The sequence below is a fragment of the Salipiger sp. PrR007 genome (assembly GCF_010499845.1).
In the GTDB taxonomy this organism is placed as follows: Bacteria; Pseudomonadota; Alphaproteobacteria; order Rhodobacterales; family Rhodobacteraceae; genus Salipiger; species Salipiger pacificus_A.
In genome coordinates this window covers 30052-44616 of sequence record NZ_JAAGOZ010000014.1, presented here as the reverse complement: position 1 = coordinate 44616, position 14565 = coordinate 30052, and the positions used below count along the sequence as shown (strand labels likewise).

At 67.2% G+C, this 14565-nt stretch carries 11 protein-coding genes; all 11 read right to left on the bottom strand.

Annotated elements, in window-relative coordinates:
* Nucleotides 1-31: 31 nt before the first annotated feature.
* Nucleotides 32-1345, bottom strand: a complete 1314-nt coding sequence (locus G0Q01_RS05400; RefSeq protein ID WP_164189793.1) for a TRAP transporter large permease — start codon at nt 1343-1345, stop codon at nt 32-34.
* The gene (locus G0Q01_RS05395) at nt 1342-1821 is read right to left on the bottom strand and encodes a TRAP transporter small permease (protein ID WP_164189791.1); all 480 of its coding nucleotides are present in this window, start codon (nt 1819-1821) and stop codon (nt 1342-1344) included. The genes G0Q01_RS05400 and G0Q01_RS05395 overlap by 4 nt, the downstream gene beginning before the upstream one ends.
* Before the next feature lie 279 nt (nt 1822-2100).
* On the bottom strand, nt 2101-3738 hold the full coding sequence (locus G0Q01_RS05390) for an AMP-binding protein (RefSeq protein WP_164189789.1): 1638 nt from the start codon (nt 3736-3738) through the stop codon (nt 2101-2103).
* Nucleotides 3739-3950: 212 nt separating this feature from the next.
* Complete coding sequence (locus tag G0Q01_RS05385) at nt 3951-4805, bottom strand: ABC transporter ATP-binding protein (protein WP_164189787.1); 855 nt, start codon at nt 4803-4805, stop codon at nt 3951-3953.
* Entirely contained in the window at nt 4802-5698 is an 897-nt protein-coding gene (locus G0Q01_RS05380; protein ID WP_164189785.1) for an ABC transporter ATP-binding protein, read from the bottom strand. The genes G0Q01_RS05385 and G0Q01_RS05380 overlap by 4 nt, the downstream gene beginning before the upstream one ends.
* Complete coding sequence (locus tag G0Q01_RS05375; protein WP_108970584.1) at nt 5695-6558, bottom strand: ABC transporter permease; 864 nt, start codon at nt 6556-6558, stop codon at nt 5695-5697. Before G0Q01_RS05375 ends, G0Q01_RS05380 begins: the two co-directional genes overlap by 4 nt.
* Complete coding sequence (locus G0Q01_RS05370) at nt 6551-7558, bottom strand: ABC transporter permease (RefSeq protein ID WP_108970583.1); 1008 nt, start codon at nt 7556-7558, stop codon at nt 6551-6553. Before G0Q01_RS05370 ends, G0Q01_RS05375 begins: the two co-directional genes overlap by 8 nt.
* A gap of 72 nt (nt 7559-7630) precedes the next feature.
* On the bottom strand, nt 7631-9169 hold the full coding sequence (locus G0Q01_RS05365) for an ABC transporter substrate-binding protein (protein ID WP_164189782.1): 1539 nt from the start codon (nt 9167-9169) through the stop codon (nt 7631-7633).
* Nucleotides 9170-9290: 121 nt separating this feature from the next.
* Nucleotides 9291-10838 (bottom strand): NAD(P)/FAD-dependent oxidoreductase, encoded by a 1548-nt coding sequence (locus G0Q01_RS05360; protein ID WP_164213060.1) that lies wholly within the window; start codon nt 10836-10838, stop codon nt 9291-9293.
* Between the two features lie 5 nt (nt 10839-10843).
* Nucleotides 10844-12394 carry an indolepyruvate oxidoreductase subunit beta family protein gene (locus G0Q01_RS05355; RefSeq protein ID WP_164189778.1) on the bottom strand — a complete coding sequence of 517 codons (1551 nt, stop codon included), beginning with the start codon at nt 12392-12394 and terminating at the stop codon, nt 10844-10846.
* A 10-nt stretch (nt 12395-12404) separates the two neighbouring features.
* Complete coding sequence (locus G0Q01_RS05350) at nt 12405-14549, bottom strand: indolepyruvate ferredoxin oxidoreductase subunit alpha (protein ID WP_164189776.1); 2145 nt, start codon at nt 14547-14549, stop codon at nt 12405-12407.
* Between the last annotated feature and the right edge of the window lie 16 nt (nt 14550-14565).

The window sequence follows — 14565 nt, the reverse complement described above, 5'->3', positions numbered from 1 at the left end:
CTCCGGACTGTTGGACTTGGAAAAGGGGCTGTCAGCGCACCAGCGCGGGCAGGAAGAGTGTGAGCTGCGGCACCATCAGCATCAGGATCAGCACGCCGATCTCGATCAGGATGAAGGGCGCGGCGGCCTTGTAGATGCTGACCAGCGGCACCGAGCGGCTGGCGCCCTGCATGACCATCAGCAGGATGCCGAAGGGCGGGGTCAGCATGCCGAGCTCGATCGCCACGAGCATCATCAGCCCGAGCCAGACGACCTCGATGCCCGCGGCATGGGCCAGCGGCATGAAGATCGGCAGGGTGATCATCATCATCGAGATCTGGTCGATGAAGCAGCCGAGCACGAGCAGGATCAGCAGCATGCAGACGATCAGCGTCATCGGCGTGGGGTCAACGGCGTTGATCAGCTGCAACATGCCCGAGGTGGCGCCCGAGAACGACAGGATCTGCGAGAAGGTCGTCGAGGCGACGATGATGAAGAGGATCGACACCGAGACCTTCGCGGTCTCGGTCATCGCTTTGGTCAGCGCGGCCCAGCTCAGCTTGCGGTAGAGCGCGGTGGCGATGAGCGCGGCAAAGGCACCAAGACCCGCGGCCTCGGTCGGGGTGGCGATCCCGGCGAGCATGCTGCCGATCACCGCGACGAAGATGCCGAAGAGCGGCACCACGTCGCGCAGGAAGGGCACGATCCGCTCGGCCAGCGTGTAGGCGCTGGCGCTGGTGTCGCTCGGTGCGCTCTGCGGGCGGAAATGGCCGGTGAGGATGACGAAGAGCAGGAAGAGCGCGGCCATCAGCAACCCGGGGACCAGCCCGCCGATCAGCAGCTGGGTGATCGAGATGCCCGAGAGCGAGCCGAGCATCACCGCCAGCGTCGAGGGCGGGATCAACACGGCAATGCCGCCCACCGCCATGACCGGCCCGAGCGCCAGCGTCGTCGAATAGCCCCGGCGCAGCATTTCCTGCGACAGCGTGCCGCCAAGGAGCGCAGTGTTGGCGATGGACGAGCCGGAGAGCGCCGCAAAGGCGGTGCCGCCGACCACGGAGACGCAGCCGAGCCGGGCGGGCAGGCGGTGCAGCAAGCGCTCGATCGCCTCGATCGCTTTGTAGGCGAGGCCGCAATGGAACAGCAGCTCTCCCATCAGCACGAAGAGCGGGATCGGCACGAGCGAGAAGGAATTGACCGACATGGACGCGTTGCGCACCAGCTGCTCGATGCCCGCGCCGCTGCCGAGGAACAGCCAGGCACCGATCAGGTTTGCGCCAAGAAACGCCAGCGCGACCGGGGTGCCGATGGCAAAAAGCATCGCCAGTACGCCGCCGAGCAGCGCGATGATCTCGAGCCAGCTCATATCCGCACCTCGCCGGTCACGATGCGGGCCAGGAACTCGGCCGTGCAAAGACCGAAGCAAAGCACCATGGGGGTCATGAGGTACCATTCGGGAAAGATGAGGTTCTTGAAGACCAGCGAGCCGAGCGCGTAGCTGTCGAAGGTCACCCGCACCGCGACGACGAGCAGGATCGCCGAGATCACCCCGCCGAAGAGGTTCGAGGCCTTCACCAGCCAGCGCGCCTTTGCCGCGCTGACGGTGCGCAGCAGCACGTCGACGTTCACGTGGCCGTGGTTGTGCAACACCCAGGGCGCGCCGGTGAAGGTCGAGATGGTCAGAAGATACTCGGTCAGCTCGTTGAGCCAGGACCAGCGCACGAGGCCGGTGTTCCGCAGAACCACGTCGCCCACCACGAGAATGCTCAGCAGCGCCAGGGCGGCGGCGGAGATGCCGCCGCAGAGCCTCATCACCCAGGTCAGGCGTCTTGCTTGTGACATTCCATGCGCTCCCTCGTTCCGGCAATTCATCAAACATTTACTTTAGACTTCAATTAAAAGTCAACGTGAGAGAACGGTATGCAGGAGGATGTCTTGTGTTTTACGCGACGTTTTCCGCAAAATTGAGCAGGCATGGGCGCAGCTCCTGCGTCAGAGGAAAATTTATAATTAAAATAGTTATCCCGCACTTCTTCCGCGGTGATGGCATGCGAAGGCCCCGGCGCTCGACAGCGAGCGCCGGGGGGCAGCCATCTTTAGGGTCGCGCCGAAGCGCTCCGGTCAGGCGCCTGCCGGGGCGGGCGCGGCATCCTTCAGGCGGAAGCGCTGGATCTTGCCACTCTCGGTCTTCGGCAGCGCCTCGGTGAAGATGACCGAGCGGGGATACTTGTAGGGAGCGATGGTCGCCTTGACGAAATCCTGCAGCGCCTTGGCGGTGGCCGCGTCGGCGGCGACCCCCTCGCGCAGCACCACATGGGCCTGCACGATGATGCCGCGCTCGGCGTCAGGGGCGCCGATGACGGCGCATTCGATCACGTCCGGATGCGCAAGCAGCGCGGCTTCCACCTCTGGCCCGGCAATGTTGTAGCCCGACGAGACGATCATGTCGTCCGAGCGCGCAGCGAAGTGGAAATAGCCCTCTTCGTCCTGCACGAAGGTGTCGCCGGGCAGGTTCCAGCCATCCCGGACGAATTTTGTCTGCCGGTCGTCGGCCAGGTAGCGGCAGCCCACCGGGCCGCGCACCGCGAGATGGCCCGGCGTGCCGCGCGGCACCTCGTTCATCTCGTCGTCGACGATCTTCGCCTCGTAGCCGGTCAGCGGCTTGCCGGTGCAGCCGGGCTTGGCGTCGCCGAAGCGGTTGGAGATGTAGATATGCAGCATCTCGGTGCCGCCGATCCCGTCGAGGATGGGCTTGCCGGTCTTCTGCTCCCAGGCCTCGAACACCGGCGCGGGCAGGGTCTCGCCCGCCGAGACGGCGCAGCGCAGGCTCGACAGGTCCGCGCCCTCGTCCATCGCCAGCATCATGGCGCGATACGCGGTGGGGGCGGTGAAGCAGATGGTGGCGCGGTGCTGCTCGATGATGCGGATGAGATCGGGCGGCGCGGCCTTTTCCAGCAGCACGGCGCTGGCGCCGAAGCGCAGCGGGAAGATGGCCAGCCCGCCAAGGCCGAAGGTGAAGGCAAGTGGCGGCGAACCGACGAAGATGTCTTCGGGCTGCACCTCGAGCACCTCGCGCGCGTAGCCGTCGGCGATCATCAGCAGGTCGCGATGGAAATGCATGGTGGCCTTGGGCACCCCGGTCGAGCCCGAGGTGAACCCCAGCAGCGCCACGTCGTCGCGCCCGGTCTCGACCCAGCAGGGCCCCGAGGGCTTGGCGGCGGCGGCACGGTCGAGCTCGGCGTCGAGCCCGGAGGTGCCGTCGAAACCGACGATGCGTTTCAGGAACTTGCTCTCGGGCAGGCAGGCCTCCAGCTCGTCCAGCATCCGCGTGTCGCAGAGCGCCAGCGAGACCTCGGCCTTGTCGAGGTGCTGCATCAATTCCTTCTTGCGCAGCAGCGGCATGGTGTTGACCACCACGGCGCCGGCCTTGGTGGCGCCGAGCCAGCAGGCGACAAGCGCGGGGGTGTTGGCGCTGCGGATGAGGATGCGGTTGCCGGGCTGAACGCCGTAATCCTCGATCAGCACGCGGGCGATGCGGCTGGTCCAGTCGGCAAGTTCGGCATAGGTGCGGCTGCGGCCCTGACCGACCAACGCGACGCGGTCCCCGAAGCCCTTCTCGACCATCCGGTCGGTCAGTTCGACAGCGGCGTTGATGTGCTCGGGATAGGAGAACGTCTCCAGCAGGAAAACCGGTTGGAGCTCGGCCGCCGGAAGATTGTCGCGGCTGAAGCTGTCGGTGTGAGCGCTGGGGCCAAGCATGAAGTCCTCCTGGGTGCCGGTCTTGGACTCATCACGCTACGGCCGCGATTTTATTTCAAGTATAAAGTTTAATCCTGAAGAAGATTTTTCCGCTCTGCGAAGATATTTCCGTTTTTTTCGCCGATAGTTTAACTTGTTGCGCAACACGCGTGAAGCAGACGCTGGGTCAACTGCTTCACGCATCAATGTTCCGCCCCGCGATCCCGGCGCCGCTAGTCCAGCCAGGCGGGATCGAGCTCGGGCAGGGGGATCGCCGAGAGCAGCGTTCTGGTGACATCCGAGGCCGGGGCGCGGAACACCGCCTCGACCGAGCCCTGCTCGACGATCTCGCCCCGGTTCAGCACGATCACCCGGTCGCAAAGGTGGCGGATCACCGAAAGGTCATGGCTGATGAAGGCGATGGTCAGCCCCATTTCGCGGGCGAGCTGCTTGAGCAACAGCAGCACCTGCGCCTGGCTCGAGACGTCGAGACCCGAGACGATCTCGTCGGCGAGGATGAACCGCGGCTTCAGCGCGATGGCCCGGGCGATGCCGACCCGCTGGCGCTGGCCGCCCGACAGCTCGTGCGGGTAGCGCTCGGCGAAAGCCGGGGGCAGGCCAACCTTGCCGAGCGCCGCGATCGCATCGGCCCTGGTGCCGCCGAGCCCATAGCGCTTCATCGGCTGGGCGATGATCCGCCAGACCTTGTGGCGCGGGTTGAGCGAGGACATGGGGTCCTGGAAAATCATCTGCAGATCGCGCCGGAGCGGGCGCAGCGCCGCCTCGTCGAGATGGCCGATGTCCTGCCCGCCGTAGAGCACGCTGCCCGAGTCGGGCTCGAGCAGGCGCACCAGCAAGCGGCCGGCCGTCGATTTGCCCGAGCCACTCTCGCCGACGATGCCGGTGATCTTGCCCGCCGGGATGTCGAAGCTGAGGCCCTTGAGCACCTCGGTGCGCGGCGCGGCGCCGAGCAGCGGCTTGCGCGCAAGGTCGGGGAACGAGAGGCGAAGATCGCGCACCGTGAAGAGGCTCGGGGCGGTTTCGACCGCCTCGGCAGCCGGTGCCCGCGGTTGGGTCTGGGCGGTCATCGCGCGCCTCCTTTCTGCCGGGCGTCGTCTTGGGCAATGGCACCCTGCAGCTCGGCGATGAGCGCCTGCGGCACCGGCGAGAAGGGCCGGTCGAGATCCGCATAGCTCGGCGTCGCCGCGATCAGGGCGCGGGTGTAGGGATGGGCGGGGTCGGTGAAGATGCGCTCGGTGGGCGCGTCCTCCATCACCTTGCCGGCAAAGAGCACGGTCACCTGCTGGCTGATCTTGGCGACCACCCCCATGTCGTGGGTGACGAACAGCACCGCGGTGCCGGTCTCCTGCTGCAACTCCCGGATGAGCCGCAGGATCTGCTTCTGCACCGTCACGTCGAGCGCCGTGGTCGGCTCGTCCGCGACGATAAGCCGGGGCGAGGGCGCAAAGGCGGCGGCAATCAGCACGCGCTGGCGCATGCCGCCCGAAAGCTCGTGCGGGTAGCTCTCCATCACCCGTTTCGGATCGCGGATGTGCACCCTGTCCAGCAGCGCCAATGCGGTGTCGCGGGCCTTGGCACGGCTCCAGCCGTGGATGCGCACCAGCGGATCGGTGATCTGCGGGCCGATCCGCCGCGCCGGGTTCAGCGCGGTGAGCGGGTCCTGCGGGATCAGCGCGGCGCTCTGCGCCACGGTCTTCCGCCGGGTCCAGGGTGTCATCGCGTTCAGGTGCTGCCCCTCGAGCAGGATCTCGCCCCCCGTCACCCGCAGGTTCTGTGGCAGGATGCCGAGCACCGCCTTGCCGATCATCGACTTGCCGGCACCGCTTTCGCCGACAAGCGCGCGGACCTCGCCGGGGCGCAGGCTCAGCGAGACGTCGCGCAGCAGGCGGTGGCCGTTGGGCAGCGCGATGCTGAGCTGCATCACGTCGAGCGTATTGAGGTGGGTTTGCGAGCCTGTCATTGGAGCACCGGATCGAAGCGTTGTTTGAGACCCTCGCCGAGGGTCGAGAAGCTCAGCACCGTCAGAAAGAGCGCGATCAGCGGGAAGAGCAGCACCCACCAGGCGAAGTGGATGGCGTTGCGCCCCTCGGCGATCATCGAGCCCCAGGTCGGATCATCGGAGGAGATCGAGAGATTCACGAAGCTGAGGATCGCCTCGACGATCACCGCAATGCCCATCTCGAGCATCAGCAGCGCAATGATCGAGGGCAGCACGTTTGGGAGGATCTCGCTCAGCAGCGTGCCAAGGCGGCGGGCGCCGCCGATGCGGGCGCTGTCGACGTAGTCCATGCGCGCCTGCACCATGGTCTCGGCGCGGATCACCCGCGCGAACCGGGTCCAGTCGATCAGCGCGATGGCGGCGATGACCGAGGTGAGCCCTGTCCCCATGACCGCCACCAGCAGCACCGCGAAGAGCACCGGCGGGAAGGCCATCCAGATGTCGACCAGCCGCGAGATCACCCGGTCCCACCAGCCGCCGAAATAGCCCGCGACAAGGCCGAGCGCGGCGCCGAAGACACATGTGACGGTGGCGGCGATGAGGCTGACGAAAAGCGCGATGCGGGCGCCGTAGATCATGCGCGACAGCACGTCCCGGCCAAGGCTGTCGGTGCCCAGCCAGTAGCCCGGCTCGTGGCCGGCCATGAAGGCGGGGGGCAGCCGTTCGAGCATGAGATCCTGCATCAGCGGATCCTGCGGCGCCACCAGCGGGGCGAACATCGCGGCAAGCGCCACGGTGCCCAGCCACAGCAGCGGCAGCCAGAGCCGGAGGTTGAGCCTGCGGGCGCGGCGGCGCGGCGCGGCAGCGGTGATGTCAGCCATGGCGGAGCCTCGGGTTCAGCAGCGTGTAGGACAGATCTACGAGCAGGTTGATGACGATGAAGAGCGCGGCGAAGAGCAGCACGATGCCCTGGATCAGCGGCAGGTCGCGGTTGATCACCGCGTCGATCGCCATGTTGCCCAGCCCCTCGTAGGAAAAGATGCGCTCGACGATGACCGTGCCGCCGATGAGGAAGGTGAACTGCACGCCGACAAGGGTGAGCGTCGGCAGAAGCGCGTTGCGCAGCGCCTCGCGCAGGATCACCGAGGTCTCGGAGAAGCCGCGGACGCGGGCCAGCGTCGTGTAATCCTGCAGCAGCACTTCTTTCAGGTTCTGCTTCAGCAACTGCGCGATCATCGCCGCGAGCGGCAGGGCCAGCGCAAGCGCGGGCATCAGCATGTGCGACAGGGTCGAGCCAGCCACGTCGAAACGCCCGCGCAGCAGCCCCTCGAACGTGTAGAAGTTGGAGGTGAAATCGACGTCGATCTGCGGATCGATCCGGCCCGAGATCGACAGCACCGGCCAAAGCACCCCGAAGAGCAGCACGAAGACCAGCCCCCAGAGGAAGTCCGGCACCGAAAGCACCGCACCGCTCGTCAGGTCGAGCCCGACCTCGGTGGCGGTACCGCGCCGGCGCGCGCCGATCACCGCAACGGTGACCCCAAGCGCCACGGCGATGAGCAGCGCCATGATCGACAGCTCCAGCGTGGCAGGAAGGCGCGAGAGCACCAGCTCGTCCACAGGGCGGCGCAGGGTGATCGACGTGCCGAAATCGCCCTGCAGCACGCCGCCGAGCCAGATGACGAACTGCTCGGGCAGGCTCTTGTCAAAGCCGTAGAGCGCCTCGAGCGCGGCGATGTCGGACTCGGTCGCGCCGGGGGGCAGCATCATCGCGATGGGGTTGCCGGGCGCGACGCGCACCAGCACGAAGACCACGACGGCAACGCCGAACAGCGTGACGGCGGTGGTCAGAAGGCGGATCAGGATCGTCTTCAGCAACATGGGGTCAGAACCCTCCAATGCGCCCGAGCCGAGACGACGCTCGGCCCGGGCGGTCTTGCAAGATGCGCGGGATCAGGCCTTGGAGATCGCTTGCGGCAACAGGTCGCCCGAGGTGTAGGGCGTCACCGCGACCGTGCTGCGGAACACCACCGGCATCACGTATTGCAGCAGCGGGATGACATAGCCTTCCTCGGCGATGTAGCGCGAGACGTCCTTGTAACCGGCGATGCGCTTGTCCTCGTCGGGTTCGGCGAAGAGCGGGCCGATCTTCTCGACCAGGTCGGCGCTGTCCCAGACCGCGTGCGGCGAGGGGCCGAACATGGCAAACCCGGTCGAGGTCGAGGGATCACCGATCGAGTTGCCCCAGTTGTAGAAGGCCGCCGGAGCCAGCGTGTCGGCGGCCCGCAGCTCGTAGTGCTTGGCGATCTCGTAGACCTCGATCTCGGCCTCGATCCCGACCTTGCGCCACATGCCGACGATCGCCTGGATCATCTCGTAATCCTTGGGCTTGAAACCGCGCGTCGTCTGGATGGTGAACTTGACCGGGGTGTCGGTGGAATAGCCCGAGGCGGCCAGCAGCTCCTTGGACTTCTCGGGATCGTAGTCGACGGTGATGCTCTCGTCGTAGGCGGCATAGCCCGGCACCTCGAGCGTCGAGAGCGGCACGCCGTAGCCGCGCAGCAGCCGGTCGATGATGAGCTGCTTGTCGATGGCGTGATGGGCGGCAAGCCGCACGTTCTTGTCGAGCATCACGTCGATGTCGTTGAGGAAGATCATGCCGATGTCGGTGATTGGCACGGCCTCCCCCTCGAGCCCGTCCTTGGCGATCAGCCGGTCGTATTCCTCGTAGGGGATGTTCGAAGTCACATCGGAATTGCCCGACTCGATCTCGGCCACGCGCGAGGCGGCGTCGGTGACGAACTTGATGGTCACGGTCTCGAAGGCAGGCTTGTCACCCCAATAGCCGGGATAGGCCTTGAGCCGCACGTAGGCGCCCTGCTCGAAGGCGTCGACCATATAGGGGCCGGTGCCGATGGGGGCCTTCTCGAAGCCCTCGGCGCCGACTTCCTCGTAATAGGTCTTGGGCAGCACGAAGGCGGTCAGGAAGGCCATCCACTTGAACAAGGCGGGCTCGAAGTCCTTGACGTCGGCGGTGATGACGTTGCCGTCAACGCTGAAGTTGCCGATCTTGCCCCAGACGAACTGCATGGGGTTGCCGGTTTCGGGGGTGCCCGCGCGAGTCAGCGACCAGACGATGTCCTCGGGGGTCAGCGGCGCGCCGTTGTGCCAGGTGACGCCTTCGCGGACGGTCATGGTGATCTGCGACTTGTCCTCGCTGAAGCCCCAGTCGGTCAGCAGCCCGGGGCCGAACGACAGGTCGGGGGCCTGCGCGATATAGCGGTCGAAGACCGCGAGGTAGACCGACTGCAGCGCCGGGTTCACCGCGGCGGGGCCGGTGGTCGGATCCCAGCTTTGCACGGGCAGGTTGTAGGCGATGGTCAGGCTATCGCCGCTCTGAGCGAGCACGCCGGTGCCGGTTGCCAGAAGCGCGGTGAGCGCCGCCGAGGCGCCCATGAAGCCGCGCCGGGAAAGGGGTAGGCTGGAGGTCATCTTTCTGTCTCCTGTTGGTCTGTGCGGCCCGGTTTGCTCGGGCTCATCGGGTGATTTTGATTCGGCCTTCAAATTTCGAAATTTAAACTATTCAAGCGCATCTCTGCGCCTCTGGCACGGCCTACTTGAGGCCCTGCGCCGTAAGAAAGCCCGATCCCGCCCCGGTTCCGGCACCGGGCCAGCACGCTGCCCCGATCATGTGCAGATTGGCGATGGGCGTGCGCCCGTCGGAAAAGCCACGCACCGGGCGGAAGAGGAAGTTCTGCGTCAGGTGGTGCGAGCCGCAAATCTGGTCGCCGCCGACAAGGTTGGGATTGCCGGCCTCGAGATCGAGGGGCGAGACGGCGGTGCGGGCAAGGATGGTCTGGCGGAACCCGGGGGCCTGCTCCTCGATCAGATCGAGGATGCGCTCGCTCATCGGTGCCTTGGCATCCTCCCAGTCTGTCGCGGAAATCTCTCCCTTGGCGTCGCCCTTGATGACCGCGGGCACGACCCGTGCCTGCACCCACAGCGTGTGCTTGCCCTGCGGCGCGCGGCTCGGATCAAACAGCGTCGGCTGACCCACCACCAGCAGCGGTGTCGCGGGCAACTGCCCGGCCATCGCCTCGGCATAGGTCTTGGCGGCGACGTCGATCGAACGCCCCACGTGGACATAGGCGTAGCGCTTCAGCGCCTCGGCCGCCCAGGGCACGGGCGCGTCGAGCGCGAGGTGCAGCATCATCGTGCCGGGCGCGTGGCGGAAGCTCTCGAGGCCTCGGTCGAAGCGCGCATCGCCCGAGCCATCGCCCAGCATCCGGCGCAGGTGCTTCGGGGCAAGACCGGCGAGAATGGTTGAGGCTTCAATCGTTTTTCCGTTCGCGACCACGCCGGTGATGCGGCCTTTCCCGTGCAGGATCTGCGCCACCTCGACGTTGCAGTCGACCGAGCCGCCATGCGCCTCGATCATGCCGACCAGAGCGCGGGTGGCAACGTCGGCGCCGCCCTTGCCGATCACCATGCCCATGGCCTGACCAGCCATCGCCTCGAGGTAGGGGAAGATCGCGCCGCCCGCGATGTCGGGCGCGAAATCGAGGTGCATGCCCCAGGACGCCAGCGCCGTGCGCAGGCGCGGGTCCTCGAAGGTCTCGTCGAGCCATGTCCGCGGCGAGGTCATCAGAAAGCGCGCCATGTCGAGACTGCGGGCCGTGCCGAGCTTGCGCCAGCTCTGCCAGAGGAAGCGCGCGAGCGGGCCGCGGCGCATCGGCGTGCCGAGCAACCCGCCGAGCACGCCCGCGCGCTCGGGGAACTCGGCCATCAGCGCGCGCCAGCTCGCCCTGTCCGCCTCGCAGGCGAAGCTCGCCAGCGTCTCCTCGACGTCGGTGGATATGCCGAGGTGATCCCCGGGCTCCAGCGCCTGCGCGAACGGGTGGGTGATCGGCACGAACTCCAGGCCGTGACGGGCCATTTCGGCGCCGTGCCGCGCCATGAAGGCCGAGCCCGCGAACATCGACAGATTCATCGCCGCGATGTCATGGCGGAAGCCGGGCAGGGTCAGCTCTTCGGTGCGCACCGCGCCGCCCGGTGTGGGGCCGCGTTCCAGCACCCGCACGGGCTTGCCGCGCGCCGCGAGATCCGCCGCGGCAACGAGCCCGTTGATCCCGGCGCCGATGATGAGAATGGGGCCTGCCATGGCGCTCACCCCGCGAAGCTTCGGACGGTGGCGAGCGCGCCGTCGAGCTTCTCGCCCTCGACATCGTCGAGCGCCGCGGTGCGCAACCGGCGCATCCAATCGGCGGCATCGGGGCGGCCCGCGAGCAGATCACGTGCGCCCATCACCTTGGCAAACTTGGACAATCCACGCGCGTGGGTGTCGGAGTATCCCTTGATCAGCCGATAGTTGGCCAAAAGCTCGGTCGCCAGCGCGCGGTCGGCGGCGGCAGTCTGCAGCACAGTGTCGAACCAGGCGGTGACGTGGCGCATCTCGCTGTCGTGACGCAAGAGGCGGCGTCGCAGAGGGCGAAGCGACGACACCAGCCAGAGCAGGGCGAACCCCGAAAGACTGTCGGTGCGGATCCGGCGACCCTTGTCGAAGTGGCGGGTGTACCAGGCCTCGAGCCCCTTGCGGGATTGCAGCCAGCGGCCCAGCCCGCGCGGCATCGTGGTCGCCAGCTCCTCGAAGCGCGGGTGGAAATACTCGGTGAGCATCAGCAGCTGGCCGTCGTTGACCACCACCTCGTCCTTCACCCGGGCAAAGCGGGTGGCGCGGGTCTTGATGTCGGCGACGCGCAGCAGATCGTCGTAGCAGAGCGCCCGGGCGCAGTACTTCGCCGCCGCCGCGCTCATCTCGTAGGGGGCGGCATCCGCCGCGACGGCCTTCTCGACCATGCCGAGGTAGTCAGCGCCGTAGTCCAGATCCTGGTAGTCGACGACCTTCTTCAGCCCCAGCCCGGCCATCTCGCGGACCTCGACGGGAAGCGCGGCGAGCCGCGTCTCCAGCACCGCCCATTGCGCGCGCAGCTTTTCGGGCACGTGCAGCACCGGCACGGGCGCGTCCGCGTCGCTCTCGGGGGCCGGGGCAGGGCTCGCGCCCGTGGCGATGTCATAGGCGGCGCCGAAGGCGCGCAGCGAGGCCTCGACACCTCGCCCGGACGCGCGGATCACCTCTTCGTAGCTCTCGCGCGGGAAGGGCAGGGCGCCCGAGCCCGCCAGCGCGCCGAGCAGCGACGACGAGATCACCGAGCCCGCCTGCTTCGCCACGGTCTCCATGTCGAAGGCGACCACGTGGTCGGCGGCGATGCCCATGGCCTCGATCACCTCGGGGCCGTTGGCGCGGCCGTCGCCGGGCGCGATCTTCTCGGAGACGGCAGGGATGCGGTGGGTCGAGGCGATCATCGTGGTGCGGCCCGGGGTGACGAAGCCGCGCAGGATCGCCCGCCCGCCTTCCATCAGCTCCGAGGCCATGAGGATATCGACGTCGCCGATGGCAGGCGACAGCGAGAACACCGGCATCCGCCCGGTGTCGCGGCACATCTCGACGTAGTAGATCGTCGCCCCGGTGCGCTGCGCCACGCCCGCGACCGAGGTCGACTGCGCGCGGTAGCCATTGGCCTCGGCCACGGCGACGATCCAGTTGGTCAGCACGCCGCCGCCCTGTCCGCCGACGGCAAGCGCTGCGAGGGTGATGATCTTCTCGCCGTCCGGTCCCGGGGAGCGGCGCGCGACGAGCGGTTTTGTCTGCATGTTCATGGGCATACCCTCAGGCGAAGACGACGCGCTTGGCATCGCGGCGGCGCTGCAGCCACGAGATGATCCGGCCACTGCGCGCGGCGCGGCGCGTCTCGCGCTGCGTGGGATTGGTGACGATCTCGGCCTGGTAGAAACTGGGGCAGAGCACGGCGGCATCGGCCACCTCGCCGCAGTTGCCGCAGCCGACGCAGGTCTGGTCGATCGCGGCGACGGGATCGTCGCGCAGCGGATCGCCGGTGTCCTTGACCGAGAGCGACGGGCAGCCCGAGAGCCGCATGCAGGCGTGATCCCCGGTGCAGACATCCTCGTCGACGCCGAAGCGCGGGCGCACCACGCGCTTGCCCTCCTTGGCCGCCTTGGCCAGTTCGGGCTTCACCCGGCGCTGCTTGTTGAGCATGCATTCCGACGAGGCGACGATGACCTTGGGGCCTTCCTCTTCGGTGGTCAGCGCCTCCTTGAGCGTGTCGCGCATCTTGGTGACGTCATAGGTGCGGTCGATCTGGCGCACCCATTTGACCCCCATGCCCTTGACCGCGTCGACGATGGAGTTCTGCGTCTGCTTGGTCTTGTTGACCGCCCGCGACGACAGGATGTCCTGCCCGCCGGTGGCCGAGGAGTAGAAGTTGTCGACGATGACGATCACGTTGTCGGACTTGTTGAACACCGCGTTGCCGACCGAGGAGGTCAGCCCGTTGTGCCAGAAGCCGCCATCCCCGACGAAGGAGATCGCCCGGCGCCCCTTCTTGTTCTCGTTGTGGAAGGCGGCCGCCGAGGCCGGCCCGAGCCCGTAGCCCATGGTGGTCGCGCCGAGGTCGAAGGGCGGCATGATCGAAAAGAGGTGGCAGCCGATGTCCGACGAGATGTGGTGCGGGCCGAGCTCTTCCTCGACCAGCTTGGTGGCGGCGAAGATCGGGCGCTCGGGGCAGCCGGTGCAGAAGCCCGGCGGGCGCGCCGGCAGGGTCTGCGACAGATCGGGGATGGCGATGGGCTCCTCGTTGGTCGCCACCTTGGCGACCGGAAGCACCTCGGGCGCGTGCTCGGAGAAGAAGGCGCCCAGACCCTCGACCATGACCTGCCCGGTGTATTCGCCGCCCATCGGCAGCTTGCCCTTGCCCTCGAGCTTCACCCGCTTGCCCGACTGGTAGAGCATGTGGGCGACCTGCTGCTCGATGTAGTTGGGATGGCCCTCCTCGATGATCAGCACCGCGTCCTTGCCCTCGCAGAAGTCGAGGATCTGGCTGTCCACCAGCGGGTAGACGCAGTTGAGCACCAGCATGTCGATCTCGGTATCGCCGTAAAGATCGGCGAGCCCCAGCCGGTTCAGCGCCCGCACCACGGTGTTGTAGGTGCCGCCCTGAAGGATCAGCCCGACTTTGCCGCGGGCCGAGCCGAAGCGCTCGTTGATGCCCTTCTCGACGATGAACCGCTCGGCGGCGGGCTTGCGCTTGGTGAGCTTCTCGGCCTCGTGGATGTAGGTCGCCGGGGGCAGCACGATGCGGTCGAGCTTGCGCTTGGGGTTCTCCAGCGCCTCCGAGACGGTCATCGCGGGGCGCTTGTTGTCCGAGGCCTCGAAGTGGCCGTGCACGTGGCACGAGCGGATACCGACCTGCAGCATGACCGGCGTGTTCGACAGTTCCGACAGCTCGAAGCCGTCGCCCACCGCCTTGACGATCGAGGGCAGGTTGGGCCGCGGGTCGAGCATCCAGACCTGGCTCTTCATGGCAAAGGCGTAGGTGCGCTCCTGCATGATCGACGAGCCCTCGCCGTAATCCTCGCCGACGATGATCAGCGCGCCGCCGGTGACCCCGCCCGAAGCGAGGTTCGACAGCGCGTCCGAGGCGACGTTGGTGCCGACCACCGACTTGTAGGTGACCGCGCCGCGAATGGGGTAATGGACCGAGGCGGCGAGCATGGCGGTGGCGGTCGCCTCCGAGGCCGAGGCCTCGAAATGCACGCCGAGCTCGCCAAGAATCTCCTGCGCGTCGGCTAGCACGTCCATCAGGTGCGAGATCGGCGAGCCCTGATAGCCGCCGACATAGCCGACGCCGTTCTCCAGCAGCGCCTTGGTGATCGCGAGGATGCCCTCGCCGGTGAAGGTCTCGCCCTCGCCCTGCTTCAGCTTCTGGACTTCCTTGGCAAAGGAACGCTCGGCCATGGGTGGTCTCCTTGGG